At 67.3% G+C, this 17,438-nt stretch carries 15 protein-coding genes; 13 read left to right on the forward strand and 2 right to left on the reverse strand.

The window, feature by feature from the left end; genetic code table 11:
* Window positions 1-1,490: 1,490 nt before the first annotated feature.
* The 6 genes from U5771_RS25160 to U5771_RS25185 all read left to right on the forward strand — a co-directional run bounded on the left by U5771_RS25160 (window position 1,491) and on the right by U5771_RS25185 (window position 6,869).
* Complete coding sequence (locus tag U5771_RS25160) at window positions 1,491-1,814, forward strand: hypothetical protein (protein WP_322026468.1); 324 nt, start codon at window positions 1,491-1,493, stop codon at window positions 1,812-1,814.
* 108 nt (window positions 1,815-1,922) lie between these two features.
* Window positions 1,923-2,513 (forward strand): hypothetical protein, encoded by a 591-nt coding sequence (locus U5771_RS25165; protein WP_322026469.1) that lies wholly within the window; start codon window positions 1,923-1,925, stop codon window positions 2,511-2,513.
* A gap of 75 nt (window positions 2,514-2,588) precedes the next feature.
* Window positions 2,589-2,861 carry a hypothetical protein gene (locus U5771_RS25170; RefSeq protein WP_322026470.1) on the forward strand — a complete coding sequence of 91 codons (273 nt, stop codon included), beginning with the start codon at window positions 2,589-2,591 and terminating at the stop codon, window positions 2,859-2,861.
* Between the two features lie 44 nt (window positions 2,862-2,905).
* On the forward strand, window positions 2,906-4,594 hold the full coding sequence (locus U5771_RS25175) for a chemotaxis protein CheA (protein ID WP_322026471.1): 1,689 nt from the start codon (window positions 2,906-2,908) through the stop codon (window positions 4,592-4,594).
* Window positions 4,595-4,750: 156 nt separating this feature from the next.
* A complete protein-coding gene (locus U5771_RS25180) occupies window positions 4,751-5,335 on the forward strand; it encodes a hypothetical protein (protein WP_322026472.1) in 585 nt (194 codons plus the stop codon).
* A 112-nt stretch (window positions 5,336-5,447) separates the two neighbouring features.
* A complete protein-coding gene (locus U5771_RS25185; RefSeq protein WP_322026473.1) occupies window positions 5,448-6,869 on the forward strand; it encodes a sigma-54 dependent transcriptional regulator in 1,422 nt (473 codons plus the stop codon).
* Between the two features lie 57 nt (window positions 6,870-6,926).
* On the opposite strand, the gene U5771_RS25190 is transcribed toward U5771_RS25185, so the two are convergent.
* A complete protein-coding gene (locus U5771_RS25190) occupies window positions 6,927-7,418 on the reverse strand; it encodes a hypothetical protein (protein WP_322026474.1) in 492 nt (163 codons plus the stop codon).
* 376 nt (window positions 7,419-7,794) lie between these two features.
* On the opposite strand from U5771_RS25190, the gene U5771_RS25195 reads away from it, so the two are divergent.
* Window positions 7,795-8,472 carry a response regulator transcription factor gene (locus U5771_RS25195; protein ID WP_322026475.1) on the forward strand — a complete coding sequence of 226 codons (678 nt, stop codon included), beginning with the start codon at window positions 7,795-7,797 and terminating at the stop codon, window positions 8,470-8,472.
* Window positions 8,473-8,596: 124 nt separating this feature from the next.
* On the opposite strand, the gene U5771_RS25200 is transcribed toward U5771_RS25195, so the two are convergent.
* The gene (locus U5771_RS25200; protein ID WP_322026476.1) at window positions 8,597-10,150 is read right to left on the reverse strand and encodes a methyl-accepting chemotaxis protein; all 1,554 of its coding nucleotides are present in this window, start codon (window positions 10,148-10,150) and stop codon (window positions 8,597-8,599) included.
* Window positions 10,151-10,404: 254 nt separating this feature from the next.
* On the opposite strand from U5771_RS25200, the gene panE reads away from it, so the two are divergent.
* The 6 genes from panE (at window position 10,405) to U5771_RS25230 (ending at window position 17,413) form a co-directional block, all read left to right on the forward strand.
* Complete coding sequence (gene panE, locus U5771_RS25205; protein ID WP_322026477.1) at window positions 10,405-11,343, forward strand: 2-dehydropantoate 2-reductase; 939 nt, start codon at window positions 10,405-10,407, stop codon at window positions 11,341-11,343.
* A gap of 309 nt (window positions 11,344-11,652) precedes the next feature.
* Window positions 11,653-12,612, forward strand: coding sequence for an AraC family transcriptional regulator (locus tag U5771_RS25210; protein WP_322026478.1), 960 nt, complete (start codon window positions 11,653-11,655; stop codon window positions 12,610-12,612).
* A 118-nt stretch (window positions 12,613-12,730) separates the two neighbouring features.
* The gene (locus U5771_RS25215) at window positions 12,731-13,696 is read left to right on the forward strand and encodes a substrate-binding domain-containing protein (protein ID WP_322026479.1); all 966 of its coding nucleotides are present in this window, start codon (window positions 12,731-12,733) and stop codon (window positions 13,694-13,696) included.
* Window positions 13,697-13,757: 61 nt separating this feature from the next.
* Entirely contained in the window at window positions 13,758-15,278 is a 1,521-nt protein-coding gene (locus U5771_RS25220; RefSeq protein ID WP_322026480.1) for a sugar ABC transporter ATP-binding protein, read from the forward strand.
* Window positions 15,265-16,278, forward strand: a complete 1,014-nt coding sequence (locus U5771_RS25225; RefSeq protein ID WP_322026481.1) for an ABC transporter permease — start codon at window positions 15,265-15,267, stop codon at window positions 16,276-16,278. Before U5771_RS25220 ends, U5771_RS25225 begins: the two co-directional genes overlap by 14 nt.
* Window positions 16,279-16,324: 46 nt before the next feature.
* A complete protein-coding gene (locus U5771_RS25230) occupies window positions 16,325-17,413 on the forward strand; it encodes an alcohol dehydrogenase catalytic domain-containing protein (protein WP_322026482.1) in 1,089 nt (362 codons plus the stop codon).
* The last annotated feature ends 25 nt before the right edge of the window (window positions 17,414-17,438 follow it).

Genomic DNA, 17,438 nt, shown 5'->3' on the forward strand with positions numbered 1-17,438 from the left:
GTAAAAATCGATAAAGCGTGTTCAAGGCTTCATGGCGCACGTGCTGTCGTTTTTTCCGATATGCGGCGTGAAAGCCGTGACGGTCCACGCCGCATTTACCGCTTTTTTCCGCACGCTCGCATTGTCGTACGACGTTTGATCCTGTCGGTATTTTCACGGATGAATCAATTGCGGGTCGCGACGGCTGGTTCGCACGTCCGGAACCGTCGCGAGGTCGGCCGCGCGGGCGCCGCCGAACCGGATGCCGCGCGCTTCGATTCGCGATTTTTCGGGCACGGGAACGCTGTCGAACGGGCCGCGGCAGGCGGTTTTCCGCGGCCGAAGTGCACCTCGGCCGGCATGTGAGACGGTGCACTTCTCAAGTATGAAACATCCGTTCGACACCCCCTTGCACGGGGCCCCGTGGGCCGCATTCGTCCGTCTTTCCGGCATTGCTTCCCGGCATTCAATGATCGGCGCATGCTGCCGACCGTTATCGCGATACATTCCTGAAACAAAAAGTGCGATTCCCGGGATAGGGCCGGGCGTCGCGGACGATATGCGTTGCGCAACCATTGGTGGAATCACGCATGGCATGCCGTTTGCGATATTCGACGCACCGGCGAGCGGCCGACCTGATGCAACAAAGATGGGGGGCAGCCAGCTCGTCAATAAGCAGTCGGGGAAATGACAATGAAGACCAAGAGCAGCAGCGTGATCCGCGCGTGGTTTGCGCAACAGTGGGGTAGTCGGACAGCTTGGGGGATGACTCGCGACGCAGTGCCAGCTTCGCGGATCCCTCGTTGCCGGTTTCGCGGCTTCCGCGCGGTGCACGCGCTGGAAGGTCCGTCGCGCCGCACGGCAATCGGCCGACAGCGGTGCCCGCCCTCATTCAGTTCCCCCGGATGGACCAGGCTGTTCGTGCCGGACAGCTTGGCGTCGATTCTTCTTCGACCGTGCAGGGTCGTATCGATTGCGCCGGGCATTTGCCGGTGCTGGCTGGACTAGCTCGAACGCCCTTCGGCCGGATTGCCCGGAAGATCTTTGATCCGTAGCTCAGGGAGATGCGATGCCACCTGACTGTAATGCAGGCTCGTTATCGCCGCGATAACGCATACGTTCTCGACGGCGCTGCATTTGCGGTGGACCACACTATTCACGCAGTTTCGATCGCTGAAGCGGGTGCCATGTGCCGGCATGCCGCGACAGTGAATTTCGAAAAAAACTGATCCCGGATGGCGGATGCCTGTTTACGGGTGCGTGAGACGACTTGTTTTCCGATAATTAAAAAATCGATGATCATTGTCGAGAATTCATATAGAAATTTCGGAAAACTAAAAAACAAGAAACTTGAATTCTGATGACCAGGAATTACATGGTCTCGGATTAGATATGACTCGATTTTTGGTATTTAGATAGTGATCCTTATTTTTGAGGATTGCTCAAGGCAGGGAGGTTGAAGGCGTGCAGCTTCCCTCGCTTGTTCCGTCCACGCCGTTTTGGAGTCGACCATGAAGAAGCTTCTGATTGCAGCAGCAGTGATGGCGGTTTCGGGTGCAGCGTTCGCAGCGAGCGGCACGGTTTCGACCAGCAATTCGTCGAGCGGCGGCCAAACCATGGCCGGGGTTGTCGGGTTCGGTCACTTTACCGCGACCGATTCGGGCGCAGCACTCGGCGCAGCCGGTGCAACGGCCGGTGGCGGTGCGAGCAGCTCGATCTCGTACACGACCCACACCAACACGTCGACGGTGGGCGGATTCGGTTTCGGCGGCGCACAAGCCGGCGGCTCCAGCGGCGCGAACGCCGGCGCGACCGGCTGGACGATCCACTACTAAGCCGCGGCGCATAGCGTTCGTCATTGGCTGGCAGTGCGGATGCCGGGCTTCGCTCGCGAGACGGGCCCGGCGCCGGACAGCCGAACTTCCTCACAGCAAGGAATTGCCATGAAAGCCAACGTCTTTTTAGCGGCAGCGCTCTCCGCCTTGTCGTCAGCCGTGCTGGCGGCAGGACCGACGACCTTCAACCAGACGCAGTCCGTCGCGGCAGGCGTGTCCGGTTCGGTGCTGGTCGGCACCGGCAGCTATACGAGCAATTCGAATTCGGTAGCGGGCGCAAACGCTGGAAGTACCGTGACACCCGCTGGATCCGCCGGCACGGCATCCGCCTATCACAACTCGACTTCGACGGCCAGCGGTTCCGGCTCGAACGGGGGCGCGTTCGCGGCAGGCGGCGGTATCGGTGCCGCAGGCTCGTTCGGTGGAACCGGCAACACGAGCGAGAACGCGAATGCCCTGTCGGGAGGGGTGACCGCCACGATCGTACTGGGCGCGAACCACTACACGGCAACGGGTGCGAACGACAACGGCATTGCCAACGCGGGTGCCGCCGGCATGACGGGCAGTGGCGGGTCGGGCACGATCGCCGGCTCGAATCACTACAACTCGTCCACCGTGTGGGGCACCGGCCCGGCCGGGTCGCCATCCGCATCGGGCGGCAGCCTGGGCAGTTCCGGCGCGACTGCAAGCAGTCCTTAATGGGGTGTTGGGGGGGCCAGTTTCCCAGCGATGCTGGTCTCTTGCCTCGCCTTGTCGACATCGTAAGGAGTTGGCATGAAGCAGAAACTGATTGCCGCCGCTCTGATGCTCGCGTCTCTGACGGCATATGGCGCTGACCGTGCTGCCGAGGACGTGCAATCAAATTTGCAGACGTCAAACCCTACAACCAACCCGTCACCACAACAAGCGCTTTCGTCGGGCAGTGCCATTGGCGCGCCGGGCTCCCAGCCATGGCCGGGAATGTCGGGCGGCTCGTGGTCCCAGCTGGGTAGCGGCTGGAAGCAGTTCGGGGAAGCGGGCAAAGCTGAACGCATTCAGGGGAATTAATACGGTTGCCTGGGTGGGAGGTCAAACCTCGTCCGGAGATTGAAATGAACAGCAACAAGATCAGAGTGGCGTGTGCGGCAATGTTCGCGATGGCCACGATGGGTGCCCAGGCGCAAACCGCCGACTCGACGTCAAGCGCGCAGTCCTCGACGTCGTCGACGGCCATCAGCCAGGGCGGCGGCTCGAGCATGAACACGAACGTCACCAGTTCGCGCGGCGGCAACGCCACCAGTTCCAGCACGAGCGGCGTGCGCGGCAGCGGCAACTCGACCGTGCAGGTCAACGTGACGATGCCGTCTTCCACGAGCGGCGGCTCGAACGTGACGCCGCAGAGCGCGAGCGCGCTCGCGGCCGGCGCGCCCGGCTCCAGTCCGTACAACACCCAGTCGGCGGAAAACGTCAACTATTCGGGTACCCAGACGATCAAGACGAACCCGGCGATCCAGGCGCCAGGTCTCACGACCACGCTGTCCGATACCTGCATGGGATCGGTGAGCGTCGGTGTGTCGTTCCCGGGCTTCGGCGCGACGGGCGGCACGACCCTGGTCGACCAGGCGTGCGTGCGTCGTCTCGACGCGCGTGAATTCCGTGCGATGGGGCTGACCGACGTCGCGCTCGCGCTGCTTTGCCAGAGCGATGCGAACCGGCGTGCAGTGGAAGCGACCGGGCACCTGTGCCCGGGCACGACCGCGCCGCTCGCGCGCTCGAACGTGGCACCCGCGGCCGAAGCCACCGTGGCCGACGACGTGAAGTATCGCGATCCGCTCGTACGCAACCGCATGGGCCTGCCGCCGCTCGACGCCGCCGCGCCCGTGCAGGCGCGCCCGGTGGCGACGACCGCGGTCCAGGCGCCGCCGATCCCGGTGCCGGTGCCGTCGATCGCCGCGCCGGCCGTCGGTGCGGTGCCTGCCGCGACGCAGGCGGCCGCCGTGAAGGCGTCGCAAGCGGCTGCCGTCGTGCCCGCCGCCGCCGCATCGGTTGCCGCGGCAGCACCAGCGGTGAGCGCTGCGCCTGCCGTTGCACCGGCAGTGATGAGCGCGGTGCCGGCTGTCGCACCGGCCGCGGTGAGTGCCGCGCCCGCCGTTGCACCGGCCTCGATGAGCGCGGTGCCGGCTGCCGCCATCGTTGCAGCGCCGGCCGTCGCGGACAAGGCGCTGGAACAACCCGCGCTGGTGGTTGCCGACAAGGCGCCGGAATCCGCACCGGCCGCAACAGGCACCGCGGTGCAAGCCGCTGCGGCACCGGTGGTCGACACGAAGGTACCGGAACCCGCGCCGGCGGTTGCCGACAAGGCGCCGGAACCCGCGCCCGCGGCAACCGACACCGCAGCGCAAGCCCCGGTGGCACCGGCAGTCGACACGAAGGCACCGGAACCCGTGCCTGCGGTCGCCGACAAGGCCCCGGAACCCGCACCGGCTGCAACCGACACCGCGGCGCAAGCCGCGGCAGCACCGGCCGTCGACGCTGCAACGTCAGCGCCCGCGGTCGAGGCGAAGGCTGCCGAGCCGGCACCGCTGGCAGCAGCCGAAGCGCCCGCACCGGAGGCCGCACAGCCCGCCGCAGCGGCCGCCGCCGACACGCCGGCCGTCGATGCGAAGGCGACGGATACGGTCGAATCCGCTGCCGCGCCCGCACCGTCCGCCGACATGCCGGCGGCGGTTGACCAGCAGGCCGCTCCGGCCGCGCCGGTGACGCCGGCTCCGGCCGTCATCTCGACGAGCACGTCGTCGTAAGCCCGCGGGCAGGGCGTCCGCGCGACCGGATTGCCGGTTGCACGGGAGCCGCCGGAATTCGCTGCGCGACGCACGGCGCAAGCTGGAAGGGTGTTGGTCCCCTCCCCGAGGTCAACACCTCTTTTTGCCTGACGAGGGTACAAGGAGGCCGCAATCATGAGGATCTTTTGGGGCGCTCTGCTGCTGGTCGGCACACAAGCCGCTGCGCAGTCGGTTTTTCAGAACCCTGCGGTCTTTGTCATCCTGGGCGAGCAGACCCTCGCGAATGCCGCGAGCGTCGAGCAGGCGCTGACGACGCTCGGCCGCCCGGACAACACGGCATGCGTGCCGATGATGATGGTCGGCGATCCACAGACGATTTACATGGTGCCGGAGGCAGGACACGCACCGTCGTGGCAATCGCCGGGGTACGGTCGCGGCGCGCCGTTCGAAGCGCGCAACGGGCCGACCGCGACCGGCAAGACGGTCGGCGCGATGCAGCACGCGGAGGACATGCAGACGCAGCCGTGGAGCGACAGCAGCGCGATCACGCAGAAGATCGCCGGCGAGTCGAGTCTGTCCGCGTCGGCGCGGGTCAGCGACTGGCAGCGCAAAGGGCTGAACACGATCGAGACGGCGCCCGCGACGGAAGTGACGGTGAACGGCAAGACCTACCGTACCTATCGCGAGGACCTCAACCAGGTCGCGCGGCCCGTCGTCGAACCGCAGATCTACACGCAGCGTGTCGTGTTCTGCCGATGACGAAACGTTCCCGAGCGGACAGGCCGGCAGCGCCGTGCGCGGGCAGGGAGGCCCGCCGCGCACCGTCTCGCGCCGCCCGCTCGGCCAGACAACCCCATGCGGCGAGGCCATCGTGAACCATTGCTGCCCGATCAGACTGTCAGGCCCGCAGGAGGGCGAACGGGCCGCATGCCCGCCGCCGTTCGTCGCGGTCCGGCGTCACCCTACCGTGCTGGCGCGCCCGCTCGTGTATCTGTCGCAGCATCCCGACGCGGGGCTCGTCGACTGTCTCGCGTCGCGCGGCTGGAATGTGTGGCGTGCGAAATCCGTTGCGGACGCACTCAAACTCGTGAAGTCGAACCGCCTGCATGCGGGCATCGTCGATTTCGGCGACTTCGCGTCGCCTGACGCCGCTGCGTTCGAGGCGCTGCTGCGCGATCCGCGGATCGGCTGGGTCGCGCTCGCCGACCGCGAGCGGCTGCGCGACGCCACCGTCGCGCGCCTGATCCGCCAGTGCTGTTTCGACTACGTGCGCAATGCGACGGCCTACACGACGATCGGTTATCTCGTCGGCCATGCGTACGGGATGCTGAAACTGGCGGAAAGCGATCCGGCCGTCGATGCCGCGCCACCGGGCGGCACGATGATCGGCGCGTGCGATGCGATGCGCCGCCTGTTCGCGACGATCCGCAAGGTCGCGAACACCGAAGCCACCGTGTTCATCGCCGGCGAATCAGGCACCGGCAAGGAGTTGACCGCGTCGGCAATCCACCAGCATTCGTCGCGCGCCGACGCGCCGTTCGTCGCCGTGAATTGCGCGGCGATTCCGTCGACGTTGCTGCAGGCCGAGCTGTTCGGTCATGAACGCGGCGCGTTCACCGGCGCGCATCAGCGCAAGATCGGCCGCATCGAGGCCGCGCACGGCGGCACGCTGTTTCTCGACGAAATCGGCGACATGCCGTTCGAGAGCCAGGCGAGCCTGCTGCGGTTCCTGCAGGAGGGCAGGATCGAGCGGCTCGGCGGGCACGCGTCGATTCCGGTGGATGTGCGGATCGTGGCCGCGACTCACGTCGATCTCGAGTCCGCGATGCAGGCGGGACGGTTCCGCCCGGACCTGTACTACCGGCTGTGCGTGTTGCGCATCGACGAGCCGCCGCTGCGCGCGCGCGGCCGCGACATCATGCTGCTCGCCGACCACGTGTTGCGGCGCTATCGCAGCGAGAGCTCGCACCGGATTCGCGGCTTCATGCCGTGCGCGATCGCGGCAATCCACAACTACGCGTGGCCCGGCAACGTGCGCGAGCTGATCAACCGGATCCGCTTCGCGATCGTGATGACGAACGGCCCGCTGATTTCGGCCGTCGACCTCGAACTGAACCAGTACACGTCGCGCCGGCCGCCGACGCTCGCGGAATCGCGCCAGTGGGCCGAGCGCCGCACGATCGAGGAAACGCTGTTGCGGCATCGGCACCAGCATGTCGACGTCGCGGCGGAACTCGGTATCTCGCGCGCGACGCTGTACCGCCTGATGACCGCCCACGGCCTGCACGGCTGACGCCGGTTGCGCTCGCGCGGCATGCGGCCGGCGTCGCGCGGCCACCGGCCCGTGGCGTCAGGCCGGCCGTTCGAAGCCCGATTCGACCCAGCGTGCGGCGCTGGCCTTGTTGAGCTTGAATCCGGCGGACACCTTCGCGTCGGCCAGCAGTTCGCCGTACGGGTCGAACGCCTTCAACTGCGCATACGGCTCGAACTCGTCCGGCACGATGTCGAGCGTGACCGACACCTCCTGTCCGTCGCCGTCCTGCACCGTCACTTCCTTGTGCAGCATCGCGCGGCGCTGCTGCTCGTGACGCATCAGCACCTCGGTCGCGGTCTTCACCAGCGTGCGGAACGCGTTCGCGTCCATCGGCTTCGGGTTCTTCTTGTCGCGACCCATCGTCCACGGGCCGACGAGCGCGGGCTCGGCTTCGCCGTCCTTGATCATCTCGACGGCCCAGCCGTCGTCGTCTTCGTTCTTGATGATGCGGGCCGTCCAGCCGTTGTCGCGCCAGAGGCCGTCTTCGTGGATGGTGGTGTCGTCGGATTGCAGATCGGATTCGGTCATGGAGGAAGCGCGGAGTACGGGCCGCCGGCGAACGGGCGGGGCGCGCGGCCGGGAACGGCGCGCTGCCCCTGGTCGGTCGCCCGGTGTGGCATGCAAAGGCCGCAATTTTACCCCGCGGGCCGTCCGCGCGGTCCGCGCCACCCGCAACGTCGGCCGTCCGGCCGACCCCGGCTGCCGCCGAACGGTCGGACCGGCGCAAATATCAAACTCGTATTACGTTTCCGCAGGCCAATCTATACGCCGTCCGATATCCCGGCCGGGCGCCGCTTCCTAGAATAGCGATCGGGATAAAAATATCCCGACTGTCGAATCAACGCCGATCCGGCCGCGCACGCATTCCGCGTCGCGCGGCCCGGCGAACCTTCTGGAACTGCGCATGGGGAAATTCAGTATTCGCACTGTTTTCGCGTACGACTGGCCGCTGACGCTCGCCGGCATGGAGCACATTGCCGGCGACGCGTGCGCGATCGATCTCGTCGGCGTTTCCCGGACTCCGGGCGAACTGGTCGAGGCGCTCGGCAGCCTCGACTGCGACATCGTGCTGGTCGACTATGCGATCCGCGGCGACGTGCAGATGGACGGTCTCGCGCTGCTCGACTGGCTGCACCGCACCCGCCCGAACGTCGGGATCGTCGCGCTGGTCGGGAACGAGAATCCGGTGATCTTCCGCTCGATCCTCGCGCAAGGCGGCGCGAGCCTCGTCAGCAAGTTCGACGAAGTCGGCCACATCGTCACCGCGATCCATTCGAGCTACAGCGGCGGGCGCTATCTGTCGCCGCTCGTCCGGCGCGCGCTCGATGCGCTCGCCGAACACGACCAGCCGCCGGTGAAACTGTCGACGCGCGAGATCGAGGTGATCCGCCTCTATCTGGCCGGCGTGCCGATCAAGACGATCGCGCAGCGGTTGAACAAGGGCAAGCAGACGGTCAGCGCGCAGAAGATCAGCGCGATGAAGAAACTCGGCGTGACCAACGACATCGAGCTGGTCCAGCGGGCGGCCGGGCTGGGGTTCGGTGGTACCCGGGCCGTGAGCCGGCCGGGTGGCGCGGGGTAGGTGCGGAAGAGACGTGGGAGGAGCGTGGGTCGGGCAGGGGCCGGCAGCGCGCGTTGCCGGCCCGTCAGGCGGAATCCATCGGAACCCGTCGGAATCCGGCGGGATTCCGACGGATGACGCGACGTCACGCCGGCAACGCGAACCGCGTGACCGCGTCGCGCAGCGCTTCGGCCTGGTCGCGCAGCGAATGCGCGGCGGCCGCGGCTTCCTCGACGAGCGCCGCGTTCTGCTGCGTGACCTGGTCCATCTCGCCCACCGCACGGTTGACCTGCTCGATCCCCGCGCTCTGCTCGCGCGACGCATGGCTGATCTCGTCGAGGATCTCGTTCACGCGCCGCACCGACTGCACGATCTCGGCCATCGTCTCGCCCGCGTGCGTGACGAGCGTCGCGCCGTGCTCGACGGTTTCGTTCGACGACACGATCAGCGACTTGATCTCCTTCGCGGCCGTCGCCGAGCGTTGCGCGAGCGAGCGCACCTCGGCCGCGACCACCGCGAAGCCGCGGCCCTGTTCGCCCGCGCGCGCCGCCTCGACGGCCGCGTTCAGCGCGAGGATGTTGGTCTGGAACGCAATCCCGTCGATCACGCCGATGATGTCGCCGATCTTGTGCGAGCGGCCGGTGATCTCGTTCATCGTGCGCACGACGTCGTCGACCACCTGGCTGCCGCGCGTCGCGACCTGTGCGGCCTGGCCCGCAAGCGTGGCGGCCTGGGCGGCGCTGTCCGCGTTCTGCTTCACGTTCGCGGTCATCTGGTCCATGCTCGACGCGGTCTGCACGAGCGCGGCGGCCTGTTCCTCGGTGCGCTGCGACAGGTCGGTGTTGCCCGACGCGATCTCGCTCGCGCCGACGTTGATGTTCTCCGTGCCCATCCGCACGCGCGACACCATGTCGATCAGCCCGCTCTGCATCGTATGCAACGCATGCAGCAGGCTGCCGCGGTCGTCGTGCTTCACGTTCACGCGTGCGGTCAGGTCGCCCTGTGCGATGCGCTGCGCGGCGTCGAGCGCCACTTCGAGCTCGCCGCCGAGGTTCGCGCGTACGCTTTTCAGCACGAGCACCATCACGGCGGTCGCGATCGCGCCGAGCACGGCCGTCATCGCGAGCCAGCGGCCGACGCTCGCGAGCACGGCCGAACGCACGTCGTCCATGTACACGCCCGTCACGAGATACCAGTCCCACGGCGCGAAGCGCTGCACCGCGCTGGTCTTGTCCTGCGGCTTGTCCGCGCCCGGCTTCGGCCACAGATACTCGACGAAACCCTTGCCGCCTTCCACGTTGCCGGCCTTCACGATCTCGACGAACAGGTGCTTGCCGTTCGGATCCGCGAAATTCGACACGTCCTTGCCGTTGAGCTCGGTCTTGATCGGATGCATCACGATCGCCGGCTTCGAATCGTTGATCGAGATGTAGCCGTCGGTGCCGTAGCGCATCGCGGCGATCGCCTCGAGCGCCTTCTGCTTCGCATCGGCTTCCGGCAAGGCGTTCTGTTGCGACAGCTTGTAGTAGTGGTCGGCGACGCTCGTCGCCTGCGCGACCAGCGATGCAAGCTGGTCGCGGCGGTCCGTGATCATCGACGCGCGGGTCTGCCACGCGCCGATGCCGGCGATCACGAGCAGGCCGAGCCACAGGATGACGATCATCGAGGCGAGTTTCTGGTTCAGGGAAAGGGTGCGCATGGGTAGTGAGGTCGGTCGAACAAGCGCGCCGGGACGGCGTGACGGGATAACTCTTTGACGGCTCGCAACGAACCTTGCCGTAGTCGGGAAATCCCTTGGAAGCGGCAGCGGCTCGATACCATCGAGCGCGATGCGGGCGTCTATGCATATACATATTCGGCGTCGCTATACTGTCGGGCGATGGCGGCTGCGCGTCGTGCCCGGACGGTCGGGCGCGGGGCGGCGGCGTCGAACGAACCTGAAAGGAGGCAACGATGCGAATTCTGGTGGTGGGAGCCGGCGCGGTCGGCGGATACTTCGGCGGCCGGCTCGCGGCGGCGGGGCGCGACGTGACGTTCCTGGTGCGCGACGGCCGCGCGGCCGCGCTCGCGCGCGACGGGCTCCTGATCCGCAGCCCGCGCGGCGACCTGACGCTGGCGAACGTGCCGACGGTGCGCGCGAGCGATACGGCCGCGCCGTTCGACCTCGTGCTGCTGAGCTGCAAGGCCTACAGCCTCGACGATGCGATTGCGTCGTTCGCGCCGTTCGTCGGGCCGTCGACGCTGATCCTGCCGATGCTCAACGGGATGCGCCATCTCGACGTGCTGCGCGACCGGTTCGGCGCCGCGCAGGTGCTGGGCGGCCTGTGCGTGATCGCGGCGACGCTCGATCGCGAGCAGCGGATCGTGCACCTGAACGATACGCACGGGCTGTCGTTCGGCGAACTCGACGGCGGCGAATCGGCGCGCGTGCGAGCGGTGGCCGACGTGCTCGGCGGCGCGGGCTTCGATGCGACGCTCAGCGACGACATCGCCGCGCGGATGTGGGACAAGTGGGTGTTCCTCGCGACGCTCGCGGCGAGCACGTCGCTGTTTCGCGGTTCGATCGGCGACATTCTTGCCGCGCCGGACGGCCGCCGCCTGCTCGAGACGATGCTCGACGAATGTAGCGCCATCGCCGCGCACAACGGTTACCGGCCCGATCCCGCCGCGGTCGAGCGGATGCAGCGGATGGTGCTGACGCCGTCGCCGCTGACCGCGTCGATGCTGCGCGACGTCGAGAACCGCGCGCGCGTCGAAGCCGATCACGTGATCGGCGATCTGCTTGCGCGCCGCGACCCGCAGGCGGCGGATGCGCTGTCGCTGCTGCGGATCGCATACAACCACCTGAAGACGTACGAGGTGCGTGTCGCGCGGGAAGGCGCGGCGGCATAACCGCGGCAGCGGCCGCCGTCGACCCGCATGGCGGGGTGCGCCCGGCGGCCGAACGCCTGCGGGCGCGTATTTCCCGCCGTCGTTCGACCGACCGGGTTCCGCACTGCACAATTTTGCGGTCAGCGGCCATTTCCACCCGCAAACCGCAAAAAAGTATCGAAAATCAGGCGTAAAGTTGGTGGAGCCGCGCGCGCGATCGACCTACATTGCTTTCCATGCGACCGGTCGCGTTGCCGCACGACTCACGCGGCGCACGAGGCCAACCGCCGAACGGCCCGGCCAGCGAGACATGGGAATGGAGACGCCAGGATGATGCATCCCGATCTGGAAGTGGTCGACGTGCGACGCGACGAGTCGTTCAAGGTCTGGTCGCACGGCTATCCGTACCGCACGATCCGCTGGCATTTCCATCCCGAATTCGAGCTGCACCTGATCGTCGCGACGCGCGGCAAGTATTTCGTCGGCGACCATATCGGCTCGTTCGGCCCCGGCCATCTCGTGCTGCTCGGCCCGAACCTGCCGCACAACTGGGTCAGCGACATGGCCGAAGGCGAAACCGTCGAGCGCCGCAACCTGGTGATCCAGTTCGATCCGTCGTTCGTGCGCCGCTGCATGGACGCGTTCCCCGAATGCCGCGATGCGCAGGCGCTGCTCGACGACGCGCGGCGCGGCGTCGGCTTCGACGACGACACGAGCGCCGCGATCGCGCCGTTGTTCGACGAACTGCTGACCGCGCGCGGGATGCGCCGCATCGCGCTGTTCATGACGATCCTCGAGCGGTTGTGCGGCGCGACCGAACGCACGCTGCTCGCGAGCCCCGCGTACGACCAGGCGCACGTGACGCCGACGCGGCTCAGCCACGCGCTGTCGTACATCGGCAAGAACCTCGCATCCGAGCTGCGCGAATCCGATCTCGCGCAACTGACCGGGCAGAGCGTCAGCGCATTCTCGCGCGCGTTCCACCGTCATACCGGGTTGCCGTTCGTCCAGTACGTGAACCGGCTGCGCATCGAATCCGCATGCCAGATGCTGCTCGCCGACGATGCGAACATCACCGACATCTGCTTCCAGGCCGGCTTCAACAACGTGTCGAACTTCAACCGCCAGTTCCGCGCGGTGAAGGGAATGGCGCCGTCCGAATTCCGCGCGCTGCAGCGTCTGAATGCACGCAGCCGCGAACTCGCGCTGCACGCGGCGCCCACCGGCAACCCGATGCCGCCGCGCGTGGTCACGCCCGGCGCGCCCGCGCTCGTGCCGCAGCCGGGATGATCGAGGGGCGTTCGCCCGCCTGACTTTTCCTTGCCGTTTCACCCAGCCGATCGTGCCGTTCCCGTCGCGAGGGGCTCGCTTACCCACGAAAAAACCGCACATCACCGGAGACACCGTCATGACCCACGCATCGCCCGTCTTGTCGCCCGCTTCATCCGGCCGCCGCGCCGCCCGCTATGCCGCCCGCCTCGCGGCCGTTGCCACGGCCGCGGTCGCAGCCCTGTTCCCGATGGCCGCGCATGCCGCGCCGCTGCGGATCGGCATGACCTTCCAGGAGCTGAACAACCCGTACTTCGTGACGATGCAGAAGGCGCTGAACGACGCGGCCGCGTCGATCGGCGCGCAGGTCGTCGTCACCGACGCGCATCACGACGTCAGCAAGCAGGTGAGCGACGTCGAGGACATGCTGCAGAAGAAGATCGACATCCTGCTGGTGAACCCGACCGATTCGACCGGCATCCAGTCCGCGATCACGCAGGCGAAGAAGGCCGGCGCGGTGGTCGTGGCCGTCGACGCGAACGCGAACGGCCCGGTCGATTCGTTCGTCGGCTCGAAGAATTACGACGCGGGCGTGATGTCGTGCGAATACCTCGCGAAGGCGATCGGCGGCAGCGGCGAAGTGGCGATCCTCGACGGCATTCCGGTCGTGCCGATTCTCGAGCGCGTGCGCGGCTGCAAGGCCGGGCTCGCGAAATTCCCGAACGTGAAGCTGGTCGACACGCAGAACGGCAAGCAGGAACGCGCGACGGCATTGTCGGTGACGGAGAACATGATCTCGGCGCATCCGAACCTGAAGGGCATCTTCAGCGTGAACGACGGCGGGGCGATGGGTGCACTCGCCGCGATCGAGGGATCGGGCAAGGACATCAGGCTGACCAGCGTCGACGGCGCGCCGGAGGCGATCGCGGCGATCCAGAAGCCGAACTCGAAGTTCATCGAGACGACCGCGCAGTTTCCTGCCGACCAGGTGCGCATCGCGCTCGGCATCGCGATCGCGCGCAAGTGGGGTGCGACGGTGCCGAAGGCGATTCCGGTCGACGTGAAGGTCGTCGATCGCGGCAATGCGAAGGGGTTCAGCTGGTGAACGACGCGCAACGCGAAGCGAAGGGGGCCGCACGGCCGACGCCCTTCGCAGGGAGCCGCCGATGGACACGATACTGACGCTCAGCCACATCACGAAACGCTTTCCGGGCGTGAAGGCGTTGTCCGACATTCATCTCGAGATCGCGCGCGGCGAGATTCACGCGCTGCTCGGCGAGAACGGTGCCGGCAAGTCGACGCTGATGAAGATCCTCTGCGGGATCCACCAGCCGGATAGCGGCACGATCGAGATCGACGGCAGCGCGCGGCATTTCGCGAGTTATCACGACGCGGTCGCGGCCGGCGTCGGCATCGTGTTCCAGGAGTTCAGCCTGATTCCGCACCTCGATGCCGTCGACAACCTGTTCCTCGGCCGCGAGCTGCGCACCCGCTGGGGTGGGCGCGATCGCGCGCGGATGCGGCGCGTTGCCGCCGGCATCTTCGCGCGGCTCGGCGTGACGATCGATCTCGACGCGCCGCTGCGCACGCTGTCGGTTGCGCAGCAGCAGTTCGTCGAGATCGGCAAGGCTCTGTCGCTCGACGCGCGCATCCTGATCCTCGACGAACCGACCGCCACGCTCACGCCGGCCGAGGCCGCACACCTGTTCTCGATCATGCGCGAACTGAAGCGGCAGGGTGTCGCGATGATCTTCATCTCGCATCACCTCGATGAAATTTTCGCGGTGTGCGACCGCATCACCGTGCTGCGCGACGGCCAGTATGTCGCGACCACGGATGTCGCGCGTACGGACGTCGAGCAGCTGGTGCGGATGATGGTCGGACGTCGGCTCGCAAGCAGCTTCCCGCCCAAGCCCGCGCGGCCGGCCGATGCGCCCGCCGTGCTCGAAGTCGACGCGCTGCAGATCGAGCGCGACGGCCCGGTGAACCGCTTCGCGCTGCATGCGGGCGAGATCTTCGGTTTCGCGGGCCTGGTCGGCTCGGGCCGCACCGAGACCGCGCTCGCGGTGATCGGCGCGACGCGCGCGCACCGCAAGGACGTGCGCGTGCGCGGCGCGGCGGCGAAGCTCGCCGATCCGGCCGACGCGCTGCGCGCGGGCATCGGCCTCCTGCCGGAAAGCCGCAAGACGGAAGGGCTCGTCACGTCGTTCTCGATTCGCGACAACATCTCGCTGAACAACCTCGGCAAGTACCGGTCGATGCGCTGGCTGATCGATCGCCGCGGCGAGGCGCGCACGACGCACGACGTGATGCGGCGCGTCGGCGTGAAGGCGCCGTCGATCCACACCGAGGTCGCGACGCTGTCCGGCGGCAACCAGCAGAAGGTCGTGATCGCGCGCTGGCTGAACCATCACGCGACCGTGCTGATCTTCGACGAGCCGACGCGCGGCATCGACGTCGGCGCGAAAGCGGAAATCTACGGGCTGATGCGCGAACTCACCGCGCGCGGCTACGCCATCATCATGATCTCGTCCGAACTGCCGGAGATCGTCGGCATGTGCGATCGCGTCGCCGTGTTCCGGCAGGGCCGCATCGAGGCGACGCTCGAAGGCGACGAGATCGATCCCGACACGGTCATGACCCATGCCACGGCCGGCACGCGAGGAGCGACCCATGAACCTGCCTGACTCTTCTTCCACGCCTTCCACGACGCTTGCGGCCGCGGCCGCGGCTGGGGAGGCGCCGCCGCCGCGCGCGAGGTGGGCGCAACTGCGGCGCTCGACGCTGTTCTATCCGCTCGTCGGCCTGATCGTCGTGTGCGTGGCGATGATGATCGCGAGTCCGAGCTTCCTGTCCGCCGCGAACCTCGAGAACGTGCTGCGGCAGGTGTCGATCAACGCGATCATCGCGGTCGGCATGACCTGCGTGATCCTGACCGGCGGGATCGACCTGTCGGTCGGCTCGGTGATGGCGCTGTCCGGCACGCTCGCGGCCGGGCTGATGGTCGCCGGCGTGAATGCGGCTGCCGCGCTCGGGATCGGCATCGCGGTGGGGTTCGGATTCGGTTTCCTGAACGGCGTGTTCGTCGCGTTCGCGGGGATGCCGCCGATCATCGTCACGCTCGCGACGATGGGCATCGCGCGCGGCCTCGCGCTGATCTATACGGGCGGCTATCCGATCGACGGGCTGCCCGACTGGGTCGCGTTCTTCGGCAGCGGCAAGGTGCTCGGCATCCAGGCACCGGTGCTGATCATGCTGGTGGTCTATGCGATCGCGTGGCTGCTGCTCGACCGGATGCCGTTCGGCCGCTACGTGTATGCGATCGGCGGCAACGAGCAGGCGACGCGGCTCACCGGCGTGCGCGTCGCGCGCGTGAAGCTGATCGTCTATACGCTGGCCGGGCTCACGTCCGCGCTCGCCGCGATCGTGCTGACCGGGCGCCTGATGAGCGGGCAGCCGAATGCCGGCGTCGGCTTCGAACTCGATGCGATCGCGGCCGTCGTGATGGGCGGCACGTCGATCTCCGGCGGGCGCGGCGCGATCCTCGGCACCCTCGTCGGCGCGCTGCTGCTCGGCGTGCTGAACAACGGGCTGAACATGATCGGCGTGAACCCGTATGTGCAGAACGTGATCAAGGGCGGAATCATCCTGCTCGCGATCTACATCAGCCGCGAACGGTCGCGGTAACGATCCATTCCTCAGACATCCGAATCATCAACGGAAGAGACAACTCATGACGACACCCGAAGCCCAGCCGCGCATGACCGCGGTGGTTTGCCACGGCCCCGAGGATTACCGCGTCGAACAGGTCGCGAAGCCGCGCGCGGGCGCGAACGAACTCGTGATCCGCATCGCCGCGTGCGGGATCTGCGCGAGCGACTGCAAGTGCCATACGGGCGCGAAGATGTTCTGGGGCGGCCCGAGCCCGTGGGTCAAGGCGCCCGTGATTCCCGGCCATGAATTCTTCGGCTACGTGGAAGCGCTCGGCGACGGCGCGGCCGAGCATTTCGGCGTCGCGCCGGGCGACCGCGTGATCGCCGAGCAGATCGTGCCGTGCGGCAAGTGCCGCTACTGCAAGTCGGGCCAGTACTGGATGTGCGAGGTGCACAATATCTTCGGTTTCCAGCGCGAGGTTGCCGACGGCGGGATGGCCGAATACATGCGCATTCCGCCGACGGCGATCGTCCACAGGATTCCGCCTGGCGTGTCGCTCGAGGATGCGGCGATCATCGAGCCGCTGTCGTGCGCGATCCATACCGTGAACCGCGGCGACCTTCAGCTCGACGATGTCGTCGTGATCGCGGGCGCGGGCCCGCTCGGGCTGATGATGACGCAGGTCGCGCACCTGAAGACGCCGAAGAAGCTCGTCGTGATCGACCTGATCGACGAGCGGCTCGAACTTGCGCGGCAATACGGCGCGGACGTGACGATCAACCCGAAGCGCGACGATGCGCGCGCGATCGTCCGTGCGCTGACCGACGGTTACGGATGCGACGTGTACATCGAAACCACCGGCGCGCCGGTCGGCGTGAACCAGGGGCTCGAACTGATCCGCAAGCTCGGCCGTTTCGTCGAGTTCAGCGTGTTCGGCGAGGACACGACCGCCGACTGGTCGATCATCGGCGACCGCAAGGAGCTCGACGTGCGCGGTGCGCATCTGGGGCCGTACTGCTATCCGGTCGCGATCGACCTGCTCGCGCGCGGACTCGTCACGTCGAAAGGCATCGTCACGCACGGCTTCGCGCTGGAGGACTGGGATGACGCGATCCGCGTCGCGAAATCGCCCGAATCGATCAAGGTGCTGCTGAAGCCGGCCCGCTGAACGCCGGCCAGTGCGCCTCACCGGA

It is taken from the genome of Burkholderia sp. BCC1977 (assembly GCF_905339595.1).
Classification (GTDB): domain Bacteria; phylum Pseudomonadota; class Gammaproteobacteria; order Burkholderiales; family Burkholderiaceae; genus Burkholderia.